Consider the following 20,750-nt stretch of genomic DNA (forward strand, 5'->3'; position numbering starts at 1 on the left):
GGCCGAACTCGGCCGCACCGCGCCGGTGTCGTGCGAATCAGCCGCGCGGCGCCTGCGTCGTCGAGCCGCGGACCACCAGTTCCGGCTCGAACAGCAGCTCGCCGGGCTGTACTTCGGCGCCCTGGATCTGGGCGCACAGCAGGTCCACGGCGGCGCGCCCCATGGCCTCGACGGGCTGGCGGACCGTGGTCAGCGGGGGCTCGGTGCAGTTCATGAAGGCGGAGTCGTCGTAGCCGACGACCGAGACCTGCTCGGGCACCGCAAGGCCCCGCCTGCGGGCGGCCCGGATGGCGCCGAGGGCGAGCGGGTCGCTGGCGCAGACGACGCCGGTGACACCGCGGTCCAGCAGGCGGCTGGTGGCCGCCTGGCCGCCCTCAAGGGAGAACATCGACCGCTCCACGTACGCGTCGGGCAGGGACCCGCCGGCCGCCTCCGCCGCGGCCCGGGCGGCGGCCAGCTTGCGCCGGGAAGGGATGTGGTCGCTCGGGCCGAGGACCACGCCGATGCGCTCGTGCCCCAGCAGGGTGAGGTGGCGCCACGCCTGCTCCACCGCCACGGCGTCGTCGCAGGAGACGCACGGGAAGTCGAGCCCCTCGATCGGGGCGTTGATCAGCACGACCGGGATACGCCGTTCGGCGAGCTGCCGGTAGTGGTCGTGCGGCGCGTCCGCCTGGGCGAACAGGCCGCCGCCCGCGAACACCACGCCGGATACATGCTGCTGGAGCAGCAGTTCCACGTAGTCCGCCTCGGAGACGCCGCCCTTGGTCTGGGTGCACAGCACGGGGGTGAGCCCCTGCTGGGCGAGCGCGCCGCCGATGACCTCGGCGAACAGGGGGAAGATCGGGTTCTGCAGTTCGGGCAGGACCAGGCCGACCAGACGCGCCCGCTCGCCGCGCAGCTGGGTGGGACGCTCGTAGCCGAGGACGTCCAGCGCGGTGAGCACGGACTGCCGGGTGCTGTCCGACACTCCGGGCTTGCCGTTGAGGACCCGGCTGACCGTGGCCTCGCTGACTCCAACCTTCTTGGCTACCTGAGCAAGTCGTCGCGTCATGAGCGCAAGGCTAGCGCAAGCCGCGCAAACGGCTTGCGCCAGCCTTGTAGGCCTCCCTTCGGGTGCCGTCCCCTACCTCGTCGGTGTCATGTCACGGGTTGATGTTGATCTTGAAGGTGGAGGTGGTGTTCCGTACGTCCACGGCGTTGCCGCTGAAGCGCAGGCCGTTGAAGGTGACCTCACCGACCGCCGGACCCTGCCCCTGTTCGGGCAGCTCGTTGGCCCACAGTCCGAAGCCGGACTTGGCGTCGTAGGCGTCCCCGCTCTTGCGGGCGCCCGTGATCGAGATGTCGGTGAGGACCGTGTCCTTGATCGGATTGATGGGCCGCCCGCCGGCGTCGTACTGGGTCTGGAACATGATTCCGCTGTAGGTCGGGTCCACGATGTCCACATCCTTGACGCGGATGCCCTGGAAGACCTTCGAGGCGGAGAACAGCCAGATGCCGGGGAAGGTCTGGTTGCCCCAGAAGTGGCCGCCGGAGCGCACCACCGAGACGTTCTCGACGGTCGTGGGAGACGTGCCGAACCCGTTCATCGGATAGCCGAAGTCCAGCGAGCTGATCGTGATGCCCGAGTAGACCAGGGTGTCCGCGATGTGGATGTTGCGGAAGGTGTTGTCGTAGCCGCCGTAGACGGCGATGCCGGCGGCGCGCCAGGTGAGGATCGAGGTCAGGTTCTCGTAGAGGTTGTCCTTCATGTCGGCGCCGCCCGCGTCGATCGCGGAGAACAGGGCGAAGCTGTCGTCCCCGGAGGCCCGGGACTCGTTGTTGACCACGTGGTTGTCCGTCGACCCGTTGGTCATGTTGATCGCGTCGGCGAACGTGTTGCGGATCCGCGCGTTGCTGATCGTCACCCGGTCGGTGTTGGCTCCCCAGTACATGCAGACCATGTGCTCGGTCCAGGTGTTGTCGATGACCATGTCCGACACGTTTGCGAAGTCGAACACCTTGCCCGGCCCGTCGATACGGGAGGTGTAGTTGCCGAAGTACGCGAAGTTCCTGAACGAGGACCCCTTCGCGGTGTTCTCCGCCCGGAAACCGATGTCGGTGTTGTCCTGGCCCGACGGGGCGTGGAACTGCGTGTACCAGGGCCCGGCGCCGACCACCTGCACGGCCTTGCCGTACACCTGGAACTTGCTCGACGTCTCGTAGTTGCCGGGCGGGAGGTAGACCCCGGTGAGCTTGCCGGTGGTGTCCATCCGCACCCGGTCGAGGGCGTTCTGCACGTCCTGGTGACCGAAACCGGCCGGGACGGCGTACGCGGCCGGGTCCGGGTTGGCGACCGGTGAGACCTGCTCCAGGCTGACGAAGTCGATCGCGTACTTGGAGGTGTTGGCCGTGTCCTTCTGCAGCCGGATCTTCGCCCCCTCCGGGACGGTCTCGCCCAGCATCAGGTGCGCCTCGTCGTAGATGTGCCTCGGGGCTCCCGCGGACGGCGAGTTGCCGGGACCTGCCTCCGCCCCGTACAGCCAGGCGTACTTCGAGGTGAGCGGCAGCGCCTTGCGGAAGGTGCCGTTGACGTAGACGTTGAGGGTGGCGTCGATCCCGCCGCCGCCGGCCGAGTCCGGGATGGAGAAGCGGGTGACCAGGGTGTTCGTGGCGGCCTTGGTAGTGAACTCCACGTACTCACCGGTGCTGTTGAGGGTGACCGCCTTGCGGCCGGACGCCTCGCCGGCGAGGTCGCCGACGGTCCGGTTGGGTCCGACGGTGGCCGCGCCGCCTCCGGTGGTGCCGTCCTCCGCCTCGTACATGTCGTAGGGCATGTTGGCGCCGCGTCCGACGAACAGGGACTGACTCGCCGTGTTGTTCTCCCGTTTGACCGGGAGTTCGTTGGCGTCGGCGGCGACCGTGGTACGGACCGTGTACGAGCCGTTGGCCGCGGTCCAGGTGCCGAGCGTGACGGCCCCGGTGGTGGCTCCGGCGGCGATCGTGCCGTCGTGGGAGCCGGTCAGGGTCTTCACGGTGGCGCCCTTGGAGTCGACGAGCGTGACCGTGATGCCGTGTGCGCCGCCCGCCGAGGCGGTGGTGCCCTGGTTGCGTACGGCGGCCTTGAAGGTGACCGTGTCGCCGTCCGCCGGGCCGGACGGTGTGGTGGTCAGCACCGGCACGAGGTCGGAGCTGGAGACCGGGCGTACGACGAGTGAAGTGGGGCTGGTGTAGGTGTTGTTGGTCTCGTTCTGCTCGATGACGGCGTTGGCTTCGTCCGCGACGGCGCTGAGCTGGTAGGTGCCCGCGTCGCGTGCGCCGATGGAGGCGCTGACGGTCCGTGTCGCGCCGGCCGCGAGGGCGGCGACGGACGCGGTGGCGACCTTGGTGCCGCCCAGCCGCAGGGCGACCGCGCTGGCGGGTGCGGCGGCCTCGCCGCTGTTGCGGACGGTGGCGGTCAGGGTGATCTCGTCGGACTCGACCGGTGAGGCCGGGGACGCGGTCAGCGCGGTGACCTCAAGGTCCGGGTTGGGCGCGGCGGTGCCGATCACCTGGAACTCGGCGAGCTGCCCGGCCGGGGCGCCCGTGTTGGAGGTGAAGCGGAGCTGCACGTCGGCCACGCGCGCGGTGACGGGCACGCTCACGCTGTTGCCGCCGGAGGGGCTGAAGGCGTAGTCCTTCGCGGCGACCAGGCTCGTGAAGCCGGAGGCGTCCTGCTCGCGGCCGAGGACCTGGATGTTCTGGGTGCGGGCGCCCCAGGCGCTGTCCGGGTTGAGCTTGAGGACGAGCGAGGAGACGTCGGCGTTGGCGCCGAGCTTCACGGTGAGGGTGGCGGGGTGGCCGGAGCCCTCCCAGTAGGTGGAGGTGCTGTTGTCGTTGGCGTTCTCGGCGACGAAGGTGTGCACGGTCGAGGAGGCCGTGATCGGCCTGCCGACCGCGAGGTTGGAGCCGGGGCCCGAAGTGCCGTTGCGGGTCACGGTGTTGCTGTCGCCGGAGACGTTGCCGGCCGCGTCCTTGGCCCGTACGAAGTACGAGACCGTGGCGCTCGCGGACCGGTTGTCGGTGTACGTGGTGACCGTGCCGCCGACCGTGGTGAGCAGGCTGTTGTTGGCGTACACCTCGTAGCCGGTGACGCCGGTGTTGTCGCTGGAGGCGTTCCAGGCGAGGCGGATCTGTCCGGCGGCCGGTTCGGTGAGGGACAGGTTCGATGGTGCGGTGGGTGCCTGGGTGTCGCCGCTGTCGCCGCGGCGGGTGACGGTGTTGCTGTTCCCGGAGACGTTCCCCGCCGCGTCCTTGGCCCGTACGAAGTAGGAGACCGTGGCGTTGCCGGGGCGGTTGTCGGTGTAGGTGGTGACGGTGCCCGCGACGCTGGTCAGCAGCTCGTTGTTGGCGTACACGTCGTAGCCGGTGACACCGGTGTTGTCGTCGGACGCCTTCCAGGTCAGCCGGATCTGGCCGGTGGCGGGCTCGGTGTAGGCGAGGTCCGCGGGCGCGCTCGGCGCCTGGGTGTCGCCGGTCGCCGGTCCGTAGACCTCCAGCTCGGACACCTGGGCCGCGGGCTGCACGGTGTTGGCGGTGACCAGGACGCGTACGTACCGGGTGGTGGTCGCGTCGAAGGAGATCGTCACCGAGTTGCCGTCGCCCGGCGCGAAGGCGTAGGCCTTGGACGCGGTGAGGTCGGTGAAGTCGGTGCCGTTGGCGCTGCCTTGGATCTTCAGGGTCTGGCTGCGGGCGCCCCAGCCGTCGGGCAGGCGCAGCACGACCCGGTTGACGCGCACGGAGGAGGCCAGGTCCGCCTGGATCCACTGCGGGAGGTCGTTGTTGCGGCTCTCCCAGTAGCTGGCCTTGTTGCCGTCGGCCGCGTTGGCCGGCGCATAGGTCTCGTTGTGGCTCGATGCGGTGAGGGTACGGCCGCGGGCCAGGTTCGCCGAGGAGTCACCGGCCTCGCGGACCTCCAGCGCGGAGAGCTGGGCGGCCTGCCAGCCGGTGTTGGCGGTGATCTGGATCCGGATGTGCCGGGCCTGTGCGGCGGGGAAGGTCACCGTCACGGTGTTGGCGCTGCCGGGGCTGAAGGCGTAGGACGCGGAGGTCTTCAGGGTGGTGAAGCCGGTGCCGTCCGCGCTGCCCTGGACGGACAGGGTCTGGCTGCGGCTCTCCCAGCCGGCCGGCAGCCGCAGCACCACCTCGTCCACGCGGGCGGTGGTGCCGAGGTCGGTCTGGACCCACTGGGGGAAGGTGCTCCCGGCGCTCTGCCAGTACGTTTCCTGGTTGCCGTCGGTGATGTTGTTCGCGGCGTATTCGGCGTGGGCGCTGCTGGCGGTGGCGGGCCGTCCGGCGGCGAGGTCGGGCCCGGCGGCCTCCGCGGCGGAGGTCAGCGCTGGCCAGCCCAGCAGGAGCAGGGCGGTGGAGAGAACGGCGGCTATCCCCCGCCATCCCCGGCGTTGCGGTCTCATGTGTCCCCGATCTCCGTCCCGGTCCGGCGGTGGGCGGTCCCGGGGCGGCTGTGTGGGTGGGTTTCCGTGGGGGTCGGCGCATCGCGCTTCAATGTGCGGTGAAGAGCACTCTCTTTTGCGTCGATCGATCAGAGAGTTGCAGACGCTCGGCAGTACGTCTATGGCGTGAGCATGTCCGAAACGCCACCCTGCTGCCCTCCTCCACCTGCTGCGGCGCCGGGCCAGCGGCTTTCGTGCGGACTGTCGAAAAACGCAAGTGGGGACGCAAGCGATGCAAGCCGCTTCCACGTCAACTACCGGTGGTACCGGGACCGTTGACAAAGCGGAGACAGGCTAGAAACCTGTGGGCGTAGTTTCCGCAAAGAATCGACTGCGCAGCTCAATTTACGTGCAAGGCCGGTGCATTCCTCGTCGGACACTCCCCTCCCTCTCCCGCACTCCCCGTGCCTGCCCCGGTATGCCCATGCCGACTGCCGTGCCCTGCTACCGCTCCCCCGAAGCTCCCCCACGGAACAACGGAACAGAGGACCCCCATGAGATGGAGACCCCTCGGCCGCCGGTCACTGACCGGTGCCGTCATAGCCGCGCTCATGACGACCGGGCTGATACCGCTGGCCCTCACGTCGAGCGCCCGGGCCGCCACCGCCCCCGACACCGAGGGGGCCAAGGCCGCGGCCGTCAACCTCGCGCTCGGCCGGCCGGCCACGGCGGGCGGCTCGAACGGCTCGTACACCGCCGGGAACGTCACCGACGGTTCCCAGGCCTCCTACTGGGAGGGGCCGACCGGGTCCTTCCCGCAGTGGGTCCAGGTCGACCTCGGCGCGACCCGCACCGTCGACCAGGTGGTGCTCAAGCTGCCCGCCGCCTGGGAGAGCCGTAGCCAGACGCTCTCCCTCCAGGGCAGCACCGACGGCTCCAGCTTCAGCACCCTCGCGGCCTCGACGGGCCGGGCGTTCAACCCGGCACAGGCCAACACCGTCCCGGTCACCCTCACCTCCCCCGCCACGACCCGCTATGTCCGCGTGAACATCACCGGGAACACCGGTTGGAACGCCGCCCAGCTCTCCGAGCTGGAGGTGATCGGCGACGACGGCGGCACCACTCCGCCGCCCACAGGCACCAACCTGGCGCGCAACAAGCCCGTCGAGGCCACTTCGTCGGTCCAGTCGTACGTGGCCGCCAACGCCACCGACGACTCCGCCTCCACCTACTGGGAGGCGGCGGGCCATCCCTCCGACCTGACCGTGAAGCTGGGCGCCGACGCGGACATCACCGCCGTCGTGGTCAAGCTCAACCCGGACCAGGCGTGGGGCGCCAGGACCCAGGGCATCCAGGTGTTCGGCCGGGAGAACTCGGCGAGCGGCTTCACCTCGCTGCGCGACCGCGCCGACTACGCCTTCAGCCCCTCCCGGGACAACAACGCGGTGACCATCCCGGTCACCGGCCGCTGGTCCGACGTCCGGCTGCGGTTCTTCTCCAACACCGGGGCGCCCGGCGGCCAGGTCGCCGAGTTCCAGATCGTCGGGACCGCCGCACCCGCGCCCGACCTGACCGTCACCGGCCTGGACTGGACCCCCGCCTCGCCCTCCGAACGGGACTCGGTGACCGTCAACGCCACCGTCCGCAACGCGGGCACGGCACGCTCGGCCGCCACGACCGTCGAAGCGAGCCTGGAGGGCACGGTCGCGGGCAGCGGAAACGTACCCGCGCTCGAACCCGGCGCGTCCGCCACCGTGGCCGTCGCCACGGGCACCCGGCCGGCCGGCAGCTACGGCGTCTCCGCCGTGGTCGACCCGCGCAACACCGTCGCCGAACTCGACGACAGCAACAACAGCCGCACCGCCGCGTCCCGGCTGGTCGTCGGCCAGGCACCCGGCCCCGACCTCGAAGTCAGCGGCATCACCAGCAGCCCGGCCAACCCGGCCGTCGGCTCGTCCGTCTCCTTCACCGTGGCCGTGCACAACCGCGGCACCACCGCCGCGGCGGCCGGTTCCGTGACCAGGCTCCAGGTCGGCTCCACCACGCTCAACGGCACCACCGCCCAGGTGGCGGCGGGCGCCACCGTGAACGTCGCCATCAGCGGCACCTGGACGGCGACCGCGGGCGGGGCCACCCTCACCGCGACCGCCGACGCCACCGGAGTCGTCACCGAGACCAACGAGAACAACAACGTGCTCGCCAAGTCACTCGTCGTCGGCCGCGGCGCCGCCGTCCCGTACACCGAACTGGAGGCGGAGGACGGCCGCTACCAGGGCACCCTCCTGACCGCCGACGCCAAGCGGACCTTCGGGCACACCAACTTCGCCACCGAGTCCTCCGGCCGCAAGTCCGTCCGGCTCAACTCCACCGGCCAGTTCGTCGAGTTCACCTCGACCACGCCCGCCAACTCGATCGTGGTGCGCAACTCGATCCCCGACGCGGCGAGCGGGGGCGGGGCGCAGGCCACGATCAGCCTGTACGCCAACGACACCTTCGTGCAGAAGCTCGACCTGTCGTCGAAGCACAGCTGGCTGTACGGGACCACCGACGACCCTGAGGGACTGACCAACACGCCCGGCGGTGACGCACGCCGGCTCTTCGACGAGTCGCACGCGCTGCTGGCGCAGTCCTACCCCGTCGGCACCAAGTTCCGACTGCAGCGGGACGCGGGCGACACCGCCGCGTTCTACGTCATCGACCTGGTCGACCTGGAGCAGGTCGCGCCCGCCACCGGCAAGCCGGCCAACTGCACCTCGATCACCGAGTACGGGGCCGTCCCGAACGACGGGCTCGACGACACCGACGCCCTCCAGCGGGCGGTCACCGCCGACCAGAACGGCACGATCTCCTGCGTGTGGATCCCGGCCGGGCAGTGGCGCCAGGAGCAGAAGATCCTCACCGACGACCCGCTCAACCGCGGCCAGTACAACCAGGTCGGCATCCGGGACGTCACCATCAAGGGTGCGGGCATGTGGCACTCCCAGCTCTACACGCTCACCCCGCCGCACCAGGCCGGTGGCATCAACCACCCGCACGAGGGCAACTTCGGCTTCGACATCGACCACAACACCCAGATCTCCGACATCGCCATCTTCGGCTCGGGCACCATCCGGGGCGGTGACGGCAACGCCGAGGGCGGTGTGGGTCTCAACGGCCGCTTCGGCAAGGGCACGAAGATCACCAACGTGTGGATCGAGCACGCCAACGTCGGTGTGTGGGCCGGCCGCGACTACTCCAACATCCCCGAACTGTGGGGCCCCGGCGACGGGCTGGAGTTCTCCGGCGTCCGCATCCGCAACACCTACGCCGACGGCATCAACTTCGCCAACGGCACCCGTAACTCGACCGTGTACAACTCGTCCTTCCGCAACACCGGTGACGACGCGCTCGCCGTGTGGTCCAGCAAGTACGTGAAGGACACCTCGGTCGACATCGGCCACGACAACCACTTCCGCAACAACACGATCCAGCTGCCGTGGCGGGCCAACGGCATCGCGGTGTACGGCGGTTACGGCAACACCATCGAGAACAACGTCATCGCCGACACGATGAACTACCCCGGCATCATGCTCGCCACCGACCACGACCCGCTCCCCTTCACCGGGCAGACCCTCATCGCGGGCAACGCCCTGCACCGCACCGGCGGCGCGTTCTGGAACGAGGACCAGGAGTTCGGAGCCATCACCTTGTTCGCCCAGGGTCAGGACATCCCCGGCGTCACGATCCGTGACACCGAGATCCACGACTCGACGTACGACGGCATCCAGTTCAAGACGGGTGGCGGCTCGATGCCGGGCGTGAAGATCACCGACGTGAGGATCGACGGGTCGAGGAACGGCTCCGGCATCCTCGCGATGAGCGGGGCCCGGGGCAGCGCCGCCCTGACGAACGTCACGATCACCGACTCGGCCGAAGGGAGCGTGCTCATCGAGCCGGGCTCGCAGTTCACCATCACCGGCGCGCCCGTCGGGGCGTCCGCCGCCCGCCTCAACCGCTGAACCGACGCATGGTCGAACGGCTGGACGCCTGAACGGCCGAATGGCTGAACATCCGGCATGGACAACGGGTCTCCGGCCCCTGCGACAGGGGCCGGAGAGCCGTTCCGTCCGGTCCGGTGCGCACCAGGCGTGGTTGCCAGGAGCGACGACATGAGGGATTGTTGCCGTGAGGCAATGTTTTCCACGAGTTGTGAGGTGAGGGATTCGCCCAGCGGGTCCTCTATTTTTGGTCTCCACCCAAGCGCAAACCGGTGTCGGTGCGCAGCAGGCGTCCCTCTGGGGTGACGCCCCGTATCCCGTTCTGGTCGCTGACGACCAGGGCATGGTCGTGCTGCACAATGATGCCGCGGACGTTCTGCTGCCCGGGATCCGGCCCGGTACACCCTTCGCGGACGTGGTGCCGGCCTGGCTGTCGGCGGCGCACGACGCGTTGCGGGCCCCTGGACAGGCCCCCGGTTCGCCCACCGGTCAGGAGGCGGACGCACCGGTGACGGGCCTGATCGGTGAGCGCACCTTCGAGGCCCATCCCAGCCCGCGGGACGACGGCACGGTGGTCTGGTGGCTGGTCGACGACACCGATCACCTGCTCGCGCAGAAGGCCCTGCGCATGGAGCGCAAGCGGACCGCGTTCCTGGCCGAGGCGTCCAGCACGCTGCTCTCCTCCCTCAATCTGGGACGCTGCATGGACGTGACCGCACAGCTGGCCGCGGAGCATCTCGCCGACGCCGCCCTGGTGATCGCGCCGACCCACGGACGACGGCTGCCGGTGGTGACCTGTCTGCGCGGCGGCACCCCCGTACTGGCCCACGAGTCGGTGGACCCCGACGAGGTACCGGGGCTCGGTGAGGCGCTGCGCGGGTTCCCGCCGGTGCCCTCACGGTGGATCGATCCCTCCGCCGCGCCGGTCTGGATGGTGCCCGAGGGGTTCGGCACGGTCGGATCGATAGTGATCACCCCGCTGCCCGGCCACGGCGTCCCGGCCGGCGCGCTCGTCCTGCTGCGCCGTTCCGGCGGCGCGGCGTTCACCGAGAGCGAGGAGGTCTTCGCCCGGCTGTTCGCCGCGCGTGCCGGGGCCGCGATGTCGGCCGCCCGGCTGTACGCGGAGCAGACCTCGATCACCGAAGTGCTGATGCGTGAGCTGCTGCCGCCCTCGCTGCACCAGATCGCGGGCGTGGACTACGCCGGCGGCTACCGGCCGTCCGCGGACCACGAGCGGGTCGGCGGCGACTTCTACGACGTGCACCCGGCCGCCGTCGAGGGCGAGGCGTCGCTGGTCGCCCTCGGGGACGTGTGCGGCAAGGGTCTCGAAGCGGCCGTACTGACCGGGAAGATCCGCAACACCCTGCACGCGCTGCTTCCCCTGGCCGACGACCATCAGCGGATGATCAGTCTGCTGAACACCGCGCTGCTCAATTCCCACCACACCCGGTTCGTGACGCTGGTCCTGGCCTCCGCCGTACGGGACGGCAACGCGGTGAACCTGCGGCTGACCAGCGCCGGACACCAGCCCCCGCTGATCGTCCGTGCGGACGGCACGGTGGAGGAGGCCGAGACCCGGGGCACCCTGGTGGGGGCCATGCCGGAGGCGCCCGCCCACACCACCGCCCTCACCCTCGCGCCCGGAGAATCGTGCGTGCTCTACACCGACGGGATCACGGAGGCCGAGGGCGGGCCGATGGGCGGCGTCCAGTTCGGTGAGGAACGGCTCAAGCGCGTTCTGGCGGAGTGCGCGGGCATGCCGTCCGAGAGCATCGTGGAGCGCGTCCAGATGCTCGCTTCCCAGTGGGTCGGCAAGGGGCGGCACGACGACATGGCCGTCGTCGTGATCTCCGCACCCCGTACGCACCATCTCAGTGCGGTGAACGGCCACACCCGGGGCAGGTTCACTGCATGAGCACCCGTACACCGCACCGCCCTCCAGGCACCGGACCCGTCGCTCAGCGCGTTGGCGCGTCGGTCGGCGAAGCCTCTGTCGAGCAGCTGGCCGACGAGCTGTGGGACGCCGTCTGCGCGGCCGACGAGTACACGGCCGTCGAGGTGGTGCTGGGCGCACTGGAACGCGGTGTCGACCCGGAGAGCGTGCTGCTGGACGTCATCGCCCGCGTCCAGGGCAAGGTGGGCGAGGAGTGGGCCGCCGACCGCCTGAGCGTGGCCCAGGAACACGCGGCGACCGCCATCAACGAACGGGCCGTCGCCGCTCTCTCCCGGCACCCCGCCGCGCGCACCACCGCCACCCGCGGCAGGATCACGGTGGCCTGCGTCGACGGCGAATGGCACGCGCTGCCCGCCCGCCTCCTCGCCGAAGTGCTGACCCTGCGCGGCTGGCAGGTGGACTATCTCGGCGCCCAGGTGCCCTCCCCGCACCTCATCGCCCATCTGCACCGCACCGACTCCGACGCGGTCGCCCTCTCCAGCTCGATAGCCACCCGGCTGCCCGCCGCGCACGCCGCGATCACCGCGTGCCAGGCCGTCGGCGTTCCCGTGCTCGTGGGAGGCGCGGCCTTCGGTCCGGACGGCCGGTACGCCTTTCTGCTGGACGCCGACGCGTGGGCGCCCGACGCCCGCGCCGCGGCCGACCGGCTCGCGCAGGGGCCGCTGCCCCGTCCGCGGGCCGACCACCAGCAGCTGGACGACCTGCCCCACCTGGCCGACCAGGAATACACCCTGATCACCCGGAACAGCGCCTCGCTGGTGCGCGCGGTCTTCACCGCCCTCCAGGACGCGTTCCCCGCGATGCGCGCGTACAGCGAAGTGCAGCTGGAGCGCACGGCCGAGGACCTCGCGCACATCGTGGACTTCCTCGCCACCGCCCTGTACCTCGGCGACGAGGATCTCTTCGCCGGGTTCCTCACCTGGACCGCGCAGATCCTCACCGCCCGCGGCGTGCCCGCGAGCAGCCTGCCGCCGACCCTGGCCGCTCTGGGCCGTGAACTCAAGGACTTCCCGCGGGCCGTCCGCATCCTCGAACGCGGCGCCGAGTCCCTCGCCCCCGTCGACCACAGCACCGCCGAGAGCCGCTCATGACCATATTTCCCCCTGCCCATCTGCGTCTCACCACGGTCGACACCGAGGACACGGTCCGGATCGAACTCGACGGAGAGCTCGACTACGAGACCGCCGACGGCCTCCTGACCGCGGTCACCGACGTCCTCGCCGCGCGCCCGCGTCTGCACGACCTGCATCTGCACTGTGCCGGGCTCGACAACGTCGACTCCATGGGCCTGTCCATCCTGCTGATGATCCGCCGCCGCGTCGACACGGCGGGTGTCCGGCTCCATCTGGACGACCGGCCGACGACGTTGGAGCGGCTGCTGGCCATCACCGGTAGCCTGGAGTACCTCACGGCGTCCCCCACCGGCACCGCGAACCCCTCCGTCGGTACGGGAGAGGATTCCCGTACGAGCGGGGAAGCGATGACGGCCCGCCCCACCGGACCGGACAGCACCACCTGACGTCCTTCCCCGCCGATCGTCCGCGGCGTGGAAGCCGCACAACGACGGGGAGCCCATGCCAGCACCAGACCTCGTCCCGCGCAGGTCCTCGCGCGAGGCCGCCCGGTCCACCGGGGGCGTCACCGAGTTGCTCGGCCTGATGTGGGAGAGGACCGGGCGAGCCACCGCCGCGGCTCCGGCCTCCCCCTCCCAACTGCGCCTGATGTACCTCGTCGAGAGCGAGGAGGGGGTACGGATGCGGGTCGTGTGCGAACAGCTCGCCGCCGCGCCCCCTTCGGTCAGCCGGCTCTGCGACCGGCTGCAGGCGATCGGTTTCCTGGAGCGGCTGCCGTGTCCCGTCAGCGGACGGGAGGTCACCATCCGGCTGACCGCGGCGGGAAGAGCCCATCTGCGGCATGTCCGTGAGCAGCGCGAGACCATGCTCCGGCAGGCGATGGACGCCATGTCCGACGCCGAACGGCACGCGCTGGCCGAAGGCCTGGCCGCACTGCACGCCCAACTCCTCGCGGCCGACGGCGAAGGCGGGGTCCCCGGCGGAGTCACCGCCGCTTGAGCGCCCGCGTACGGGGGCACTGCGGACAGCGCAATCGTGTGTCCGCGCCAAGGGCGCCGTACCCGGGAACTCGCTTTGCAGGGGCGGAGGTTCAGGCCTCGATGAGGCCGACACGGATGGCGTAGCGGGTGAGTTCCAGGCGGTCGCGCAGGCCGAGCTTGTGCAGCACGTTCGCCCGGTGCCGGTGCACGGTCTTGATGCTGATGAACAGCATTTCGGCGATCTCCTTCGAGGAGTGGCCCTCGGCCACGAGTTTGAGGACCTCCTCCTCGCGTGCGCTCAGCACCTGGCCGGGCGGCTCCTCGCCGTGGTGGACCCGGTCGAGGTAGTTGCGGATCAGCGCGGTGACCGCGCCGGGGTACAGGAAGGGTTCGTCGCGCATGGCGGCCCGGCAGGCGGCCACCAGGTCACGGTCGGCCACGGACTTCAGCACGTATCCGCTGGCGCCCGCCTTCAGCGCCTGGAAGAAGTACTGCTCGTTGTCGTGCATCGTCAGCATCAGCACCCGTACGCCGGGCTTCAGCGCGGCGAGCTCGCGGGCGGCCTGCAGACCAGTCATACGGGGCATGGCGATGTCGAGTACGGCCAGGTCGACCTCATGGGTGCGGGCCAGCTCGACGGCCTCCGCGCCGTCCCCGGCCTCGGCGACGACCTGGAGGTCCGGTTCCCCGTCGAGGATGAGCCGCACTCCGCGGCGTACCAGCACGTGGTCGTCGGCGAGGAGGATACGGATCAGTGATGTGTCGGGCGTGGTCATGGCTGCTCGGCTGCTTTCCTAGACGACGGGCACGGTCAGGCGGACCTGCGTACCGGCGTCCGGTTCGGAGGTGACGTCCAGCGCTGCCCCGATCAGCAGGGCCCGCTCGCGCATGCCGGTGATGCCCGCCCCTTCGCGGGCGACGCCGGAACCGCGGCCGTCGTCGCTGACGTCCAGCACCACCTGCCCGCCGACGTAGTGCAGACTCACCTCGACCCGGCCGGCCTCGGCATGGCGGGCCGTGTTGGTCAGGGCCTCCTGGGCGACGCGGTACAGGACCAGTTCCGTCTGCGGGTCCAGCGCGGGCAGGCCGGGGTCGAAGCGCCGCACGACGCGCAGACCCGCGTGGGTGGTGAACTCTGTGGTCAGCGAGGTCAGGGCGCTGATGAGGCCGAGATCCTCCAGTACGCCCGGCCGCAGTCGGCGCACCACACGGCGTACCTCGTCGAGGCTCCCCCGGGTGATCTCCTGCACCTGGCGCAGTTCACCGCGCAGGGGCTCGTCGGCCTCGTCCGCCGTGCGCTTGAGGACCAGCAGGATCGCGGTCATGCTCTGGCCCACCTCGTCGTGCAGTTCCTGGGCGATACGGCGGCGCTCCGCCTCCTGTCCGACCAGGACGCGGGCGCTGCTGGTGGCCCGTTCGTGTTCGAGGCGCTCGACCATCGCGTTGAAGGTGCGGATCAGTTCGGCGGTCTCGCCGTGGCCCTGTTCCGGCAGCCGCTGCCCGGGACGCAGCAGGTCGACGGTGGTCATCAGCCGGGTGAGCCGGTCCAGCGGGGCCAGGCCGATCCGCAGCAGGGCCGCGTTGGCGACCAGCATGACGGCCAGGCCCGAGACGAGGATGACCGCCTCGGTGAGCACCACCGGTACGGAGACGGTGACCGGAGCCAGCAGCAGCAGCGCGGTGGCGATGCCGAGCACCACCGCGTTGAGCGCGAAGATCCGCCAGAACAGGGACAACGGGATGACGCCTTTCCTCGTGTACCGGCCTTCTCCGGCCTTCTTCGTGTGCCGGTCCGCTTCGTGTGCCGGTCCGCTTCGTGTGCCGGTCCGCTTCGTGTGCCGATCTCCCGCCCAAGCCTGCCTGCTCCCGGTTCCACCGTCGATGGGCATCAATGCCCATTGTGCGGATGCCGGCTGCCCACTGCCCGATGGGCCCCGGGACCCGGCCGCGGATGGGTATCGCGCCCGATGGGATTCGTACGGCGTACCGGCCAGGGTGGGAAGCGACCAACCCTCCGGAACCCGGACCGACGGCGTAAAGGACCCCACCATGTCACTGGACACCCCCCTGCCCGGAACCCGACGTGAGCGACTGTCTGCGCACGAAGCCCTCCAACGCCTCGAACACGAACGCAACTCCCGCCTCACACAGCTGCTGGCCCTCGACGAGGCGGGGACGGACGCGGAACCGGAGTCGGAGGAACACGTGGTGTCCGCGCAGAAGGACACGATCCGGCGGGTCCTCGCCGAGGTCGAGGACGCCTTCGACCGCGTCCGGAACGGCAGGTACGGCGACTGCCTCGACTGCGCGAAGCCCATTCCGGTCGAGCGGCTGGAGATCCTGCCGTACGCGCGGTTCTGCGTCCCCTGCCGACACGGCACCGTCTGACGACAGCCCGTCCGCCCTGCGAGATCCGCCCTGCCCCGGGGGTGACATGGTGACCGAACAACCCATCATCGACGACCACGACACGGCCTTGTCGGCCGACGAACTGGCCGCACTTCGCGAGAACCTGCACGAGCAACGCCTGTTCCGCCAGGAGCAGTTGAGGCAACTGGAGCAGGCGCGGGAGTTCCCGGCATCCGGCACGGGCCGCACCGACGCGCCATGCGACCGCCGGAGCGGCCCCCGGGCCGAGGTCCGCGGCAAGCTCGCCGCCTCCGCCCGCATGGTCCTCGCCGACATCGAGGCCGCGCTCGCCCGCATGGACCAGGGCGGCTACGGCTTCTGCCAGTTGTGCCAGGAGCCCATCGGCCGCGCACGTCTGACGGTCGTGCCGCAGGGCCGCTACTGCTCCCGCTGCCAGCAGGTCAGGGAGGCCGGCCGATGACCACCTCACGGGACGTCCGCCGCCGCGTGGGCCGGCACCGCTCCTGGCCCTGGTGCCGGCACTGCTCAGGCATCGCCCTCGACCTGGGCAGCGCCCGCACGCGCGCCTGGACGTCCGGACGACGGACGATCCTCGACGTGCCCACGGTGACCTTCCCGGGAGGCGGCGCCACGTACCCCATTCAGCGCGGCGCCATCGTCGACGCCCCCGGTACCTCCCGGATGCTGGACCGGCTGCTCGGCCACCGGCTGCCCCGCTTCGGCCGCCCGCTGCTCATTCTCACGACCCCCGTGCTGGGCGGGGTCGCCTACCGGGCCCAGGCGCGCACCGCCGTCGAGGTCCTGCGCCCGCGTACGGTGCTGACGGTCCCCACCGCACGCGCGGTGGCCACGGCCGTGGATGCCGACCTGAGGCGCCCGTTGCTCGTGGTGGACATCGGGGCCCATCTCACCGAGGTCACACTGCTCGCCGAGGGCGCGGTGGCCGACGCCCGCCACACCGTCCTCGGCACCGGTGACCTGGACCGGCACACGCCACCCTCGCTGATCGCGGACGCGATCGTCGCCATGGTGACCGGCATGCTGGAACAGGACCGCACCCCCGAGACGCTCGACGCCCTCCAGCGGGGTGTGCTCCTCGCCGGCGGGGGCGCCCTGCGCCCCGACATCACCTACCGTCTCGGCGGCAGGCTGCACGCACCCGCGCGGCCCGTACCGGCCCCGCACACGGCGGCGGTCCGTGGCGCCGCGCACCTCCTGCGCACCGCCCACGCCCACCCGTCGCTGCCGGTCGTCGGCGGCGGCGCGGGATCAGAGTGAGGGCCAGGACGCGGTGGGCCGCGTGTCCGCGACGGACGCGGACTCCGGCTCCTGCCCCGGGCGGGTCTGTACGGGCTCGTTGCCGACCAGCATGTCGGGGTCGAACATGACGATCACGGCGGCGAGGACCAGGACGACGATCGGTCCGCCCACCATGGGGATCAGGGAGAAGAGCAGATCCGTCGAGGACTGGCCCTGGACCCGGGAGCCCGCGTCGACGTGCACGCTCATGGCGGCCATGCCGGTGTAGTGCATGCCCGTGACGGCGACGCCCATGATGACGCTCGCGGCCGCGGCGGACGCCAGGGTGTGCAGGGACACGGCCGCCCAGAGCGCGGCGGTGGCCGCCGTGACGGCGATCAGGACCGACAGTCCGACCGTCACGGGGTCGAAGGTCATGTGCCCGGCGAACTTCATGCCGTTCATTCCGATGTAGTGCATCGCCGCCACGCCCGCGCCGGTGATCACCCCGGCCACGCCCAGGGTGAAGGGCGAGGCGCCGCGGTACCCCACGATGAACACACCGAGCAGGACCACGGCCACCGCGACACCGAGGCTGAGGAACGTGAGGGCACGGTCGTACCGGATCGACGCGCCGTCGATGGTGAACCCGATCATGGCGATGAAGTGCATCGTCCAGATGCCGGAGCCGATGCAGATCGCGCCGAGGGTGAGCCATGGGGCTCTGCGGCCCTGCGCGCCCATGCGCACCGACCGTGTCGTGCAGCGCAGACCGAGCGCCGCACCGGCGCAGGCCATCAGGAACGCGATGACCGGGGTGATCATTCCGTAGTTGAACTGGCTGACTGTGCTGTTCACCGAACGCCTTTCGGACCGCGGAACCCGTACGGGCTCGCGTTGCAGGAACCTTTCCGCAGAACCGTCCGGGCGGGCGGACGAGCCGGGTTCACCGGCAGCTGTGTCCGACGCGCTCCGGAACCGACCCTGGGGGCGGACGGCGGCACAGAACATGACGTTCCGTCATGTCACGGCCTCGGGGGGTGAGCGGGTGGTCAATGCTAGGTATGCGCACCCCGCTTGTCACTCTGGGACCTTTGGCGCAATCAAATTGAGACTTGTACAGGCATATTCCTCCTGCATGCCATCACGCATATTGCACCTATAGCTCGCTTTTGACCGTATCGATCTGGCCTTCGCCACTCGGGGTGTGCTCCGCCGGGCGGCGTGGGAGCAGCAGCGGGGTGGCCAGGAGGACGACTCCGGCGACCGCGATGGCGGTACGGGCGCCGATGAGGGCCGCGAGGAGACCCCAGGCGGCGGTCATGGCCGCGATGGCGGCGCTGCTGCTGACCGACCAGGCGGTCAGGATGCGGGCGACCCGGCCGGGGCCGGTGTGGTCGAGGCGGTAGGTGGCGAGCACCGGGTTGAACACACCGCAGCAGGTCACCAGGCCGAGCTGGACGACGATGACGAGCACCATCCCGGGGACGCCGGGCTGGACGAACGCCAGGCCGAGAGGCCAGCACGCCCGCAGCGCCCCGGCGGTGCGGAGCACCCTGTGCCGACCGAACCGCGCCACGAGCCGGTGCGCGAGGCGTGCGCCGACCAGGCCTCCGACGCAGGGTGCCGCGAACACCAGGCCGTACTGCCAGGGAGTGAACCCGAGGCCGTCCAGCAGGAGTACGGCGAGCAGCGGCTCGGAGGCCATGATCAGGCCGTTGACCACGACGGCGTTGAGGAGCAACGGGCGCAGCACGGGGTGGGCGAGGATGTGGCGCCAGCCTTCGAGCAGATCACGGGCGCGCAGCCGGGGCGCGCCGGTTCGGGCGGGAACGGGCTCGCCGCCGCCGATGGCGCGGATGCCCAGCGCCGAGAGCAGATGGCTGACCGCGTTGGCCACCAGGGTCGTCACCGGGCCGAACACCCCGATCGCGTACCCGCCGAGCGGCGGTCCGACCATGGTGGAGGTCCAGGTCGTGGACTCGAAGCGGCTGTTGGCGACCAGCAGGTCGGCTGGCGGCAGGAGCCCCTTCAGATACGCGCCGCTCGCCGCCCGGAACGCGATGTCGGCCGTGGCGACCACGACGCAGACGAGGAGGAGCTGGGCGAAGCCGAGCCGGCCGAGCGCGAACGCGGCGGGGACGCTCATCAGCGCCGCGAAGCGCGTCAGGTCCATCGCGATCATGACCGGCCGTTTACGACGGAACTCCACCCACGGTCCCAGGGGCACCGCCATCACGGCTCCCACGGCACGCCCCACGGCGGCCAGCGCCGCCACCTGGGCCGGTCCGGAGCGCAGCACCAGCACCGCGATCAGGGGGAAGGCACCGAACCCGATTCCGGTGCCGTACGCGCTGACGGCGAAGGCCGCCCACAACCAGGTGAAACGCCGTCCCAGCGTCCGTCCGCCCGCCATCCCCGCTGCACCCCTCGCCGATCCCAACGACCGCACACCGGTCGTCGGCATCAAAGCGAGTAGCAGATCACGAGATCAAACAACCGAGGCACCGGGGCCGCACAACCGATCGTTGTGGCAGTCACCGGGCGCCGGTGACCGTCGCCCGCGCTGGTGAGCGTCGCCGTGCAGCTAAGGTCGTCGGCGTGGATCTCGATGCCGTGCGTACGTTCGTGGCCGCGGCGGACATGGGCCGGTTCCAGGACGCCGCCGACGAGTTGGCGATCACCCAGCAGGCCGTCTCCAAACGGGTCGCCGCGCTGGAGAAGGCTCTCGGGGTGCGGTTGTTCGCCCGAACCGCGCGCGGGGCGAAGCTCACCGTCGACGGCCAGGCGTTCCTGCCCCACGCCCGCGATCTCCTGCGGGCCGAGGAGCGGGCGGTCGACTCCGTGCGGCCCGGCCGTCGCGCGCTGCGTGTCGATGTGATCGGCCGCCGGCTGGCGCCCGCCGACCTGGTGCGTGACTTCCATCGTGCGCACCCTGGCATCGAGCTCGATGTGGTGACGCTCTTCGACGCCGACGCGGCGGTCGACGCGATCCGGTCCGGCACGGTGGACGCGTCCTTCCGGGCCGTCACCGCAAGCCGGCTTCCGGCAGGCGTCGAAGCCGCCCGCGCCTTCGACGAGCCCGTCCAGCTCCTCGTGGGGCCGGGCCACCCGCTCGCCGACGCCACCGCGGTCACTCCCGCCGAGCTCGTGGGCCACCGGATCTGGATGCCCGGCATCGTCGCCGGCACCGAGTGGGCGGCCTACTACGGCGATCTCGCCGCCGCGTTCGGGCTCACCATCGAGGTCACCGGCCCCGACTTCGGTGTGAAGCCCCTGCTGGACACGCTCGCCGACTCCCTGTCACTGGCCACCTTCGTCGGCGAGCAGACCGGTTTCGGCTGGCCCGCGGACCAAGGGCTGCGGCGCATCGCGGTGAAGGATCCGGCCCCGGTCTATCCGCACTCCCTGCTGTGGCATCGCGACAACGCCCATCCGGCACTCGCCGCGCTCCGCGACCACCACTGCTCCGGAGCGCGCGGCCACTCCGGCGCGGGGACCTGGACACCGGCGTGGGCGTAGTGGTCCGGCGCACCGGGCCGTCACCGCGCGCCGTCGGACGACTGCTCCCACCGGCGCACGACGGAAGAGGCTGCGCGGTCCGCGATCGACACGTTCGGCGGCAGGCCCGGCTCTCCTGAACCGGACATGAAGCGGCCCCGGAACTCCCGCGGGAGTTACGGGGCCGGTCGTGGCGAACGGGCGTGAGGATTGCACCCCGGCCTGCGCGGACTCGTCGAGGCGGTCGG

At 70.8% G+C, this 20,750-nt stretch carries 15 protein-coding genes; 9 read left to right on the top strand and 6 right to left on the bottom strand.

From position 1 onward, the window contains the following. Nucleotides 1–37 precede the first annotated feature (37 nt). Together ACFWGJ_RS26135 and ACFWGJ_RS26140 are read right to left on the bottom strand one after the other, a co-directional pair. Nucleotides 38–1,051 (bottom strand): LacI family DNA-binding transcriptional regulator, encoded by a 1,014-nt coding sequence (locus ACFWGJ_RS26135; RefSeq protein ID WP_387328957.1) that lies wholly within the window; start codon nt 1,049–1,051, stop codon nt 38–40. 91 nt (nt 1,052–1,142) lie between these two features. Continuing rightward, a complete protein-coding gene (locus ACFWGJ_RS26140; protein WP_387328959.1) occupies nt 1,143–5,429 on the bottom strand; it encodes a discoidin domain-containing protein in 4,287 nt (1,428 codons plus the stop codon). 533 nt (nt 5,430–5,962) lie between these two features. On the opposite strand from ACFWGJ_RS26140, the gene ACFWGJ_RS26145 reads away from it, so the two are divergent. The 5 genes from ACFWGJ_RS26145 to ACFWGJ_RS26165 all read left to right on the top strand — a co-directional run bounded on the left by ACFWGJ_RS26145 (nt 5,963) and on the right by ACFWGJ_RS26165 (nt 13,411). Continuing rightward, entirely contained in the window at nt 5,963–9,406 is a 3,444-nt protein-coding gene (locus ACFWGJ_RS26145; protein WP_387328962.1) for a CARDB domain-containing protein, read from the top strand. A gap of 322 nt (nt 9,407–9,728) precedes the next feature. Next, a complete protein-coding gene (locus ACFWGJ_RS26150) occupies nt 9,729–11,300 on the top strand; it encodes a PP2C family protein-serine/threonine phosphatase (protein ID WP_387328965.1) in 1,572 nt (523 codons plus the stop codon). Beyond that, entirely contained in the window at nt 11,297–12,430 is a 1,134-nt protein-coding gene (locus tag ACFWGJ_RS26155) for a B12-binding domain-containing protein (protein WP_387328968.1), read from the top strand. Before ACFWGJ_RS26150 ends, ACFWGJ_RS26155 begins: the two co-directional genes overlap by 4 nt. After that, a complete protein-coding gene (locus tag ACFWGJ_RS26160; protein ID WP_387328970.1) occupies nt 12,427–12,858 on the top strand; it encodes an STAS domain-containing protein in 432 nt (143 codons plus the stop codon). The genes ACFWGJ_RS26155 and ACFWGJ_RS26160 overlap by 4 nt, the downstream gene beginning before the upstream one ends. Before the next feature lie 55 nt (nt 12,859–12,913). Next, nucleotides 12,914–13,411 carry a MarR family winged helix-turn-helix transcriptional regulator gene (locus ACFWGJ_RS26165; protein ID WP_387328974.1) on the top strand — a complete coding sequence of 166 codons (498 nt, stop codon included), beginning with the start codon at nt 12,914–12,916 and terminating at the stop codon, nt 13,409–13,411. A gap of 91 nt (nt 13,412–13,502) precedes the next feature. Here ACFWGJ_RS26165 and ACFWGJ_RS26170 read toward each other — a convergent pair whose 3' ends face one another. Beyond that, nucleotides 13,503–14,168, bottom strand: coding sequence for a response regulator (locus ACFWGJ_RS26170; RefSeq protein WP_387328977.1), 666 nt, complete (start codon nt 14,166–14,168; stop codon nt 13,503–13,505). A gap of 18 nt (nt 14,169–14,186) precedes the next feature. Then, complete coding sequence (locus ACFWGJ_RS26175; protein WP_387328980.1) at nt 14,187–15,128, bottom strand: HAMP domain-containing sensor histidine kinase; 942 nt, start codon at nt 15,126–15,128, stop codon at nt 14,187–14,189. 313 nt (nt 15,129–15,441) lie between these two features. Between ACFWGJ_RS26175 and ACFWGJ_RS26180 the strand changes: the two genes are divergently transcribed. Genes ACFWGJ_RS26180 through ACFWGJ_RS26190 form a run of 3 tightly spaced genes read left to right on the top strand, consistent with a single transcriptional unit; the run spans nt 15,442 to nt 17,040 of the window. After that, a complete protein-coding gene (locus ACFWGJ_RS26180; protein ID WP_387328983.1) occupies nt 15,442–15,780 on the top strand; it encodes a TraR/DksA family transcriptional regulator in 339 nt (112 codons plus the stop codon). Between the two features lie 46 nt (nt 15,781–15,826). Next, entirely contained in the window at nt 15,827–16,222 is a 396-nt protein-coding gene (locus ACFWGJ_RS26185; RefSeq protein WP_387328985.1) for a TraR/DksA family transcriptional regulator, read from the top strand. Beyond that, nucleotides 16,219–17,040, top strand: a complete 822-nt coding sequence (locus ACFWGJ_RS26190; protein WP_387328987.1) for a hypothetical protein — start codon at nt 16,219–16,221, stop codon at nt 17,038–17,040. The genes ACFWGJ_RS26185 and ACFWGJ_RS26190 overlap by 4 nt, the downstream gene beginning before the upstream one ends. Here ACFWGJ_RS26190 and ACFWGJ_RS26195 read toward each other — a convergent pair. Continuing rightward, the gene (locus ACFWGJ_RS26195) at nt 17,032–17,859 is read right to left on the bottom strand and encodes an MHYT domain-containing protein (protein ID WP_387328990.1); all 828 of its coding nucleotides are present in this window, start codon (nt 17,857–17,859) and stop codon (nt 17,032–17,034) included. The genes ACFWGJ_RS26190 and ACFWGJ_RS26195 overlap by 9 nt on opposite strands. A 301-nt stretch (nt 17,860–18,160) precedes the next feature. Beyond that, nucleotides 18,161–19,417: an MFS transporter gene (locus ACFWGJ_RS26200; RefSeq protein ID WP_387328993.1), complete on the bottom strand. Its 1,257-nt coding sequence runs from the start codon at nt 19,415–19,417 to the stop codon at nt 18,161–18,163. Nucleotides 19,418–19,602: 185 nt separating this feature from the next. Here ACFWGJ_RS26200 and ACFWGJ_RS26205 point away from each other — a divergent pair, with 185 nt between their 5' ends. After that, complete coding sequence (locus ACFWGJ_RS26205; RefSeq protein ID WP_387328995.1) at nt 19,603–20,523, top strand: LysR family transcriptional regulator; 921 nt, start codon at nt 19,603–19,605, stop codon at nt 20,521–20,523. Nucleotides 20,524–20,750 lie beyond the last annotated feature (227 nt).

Source organism: Streptomyces sp. NPDC060205, assembly GCF_042728395.1.
In the GTDB taxonomy this organism is placed as follows: Bacteria; Actinomycetota; Actinomycetes; order Streptomycetales; family Streptomycetaceae; genus Streptomyces.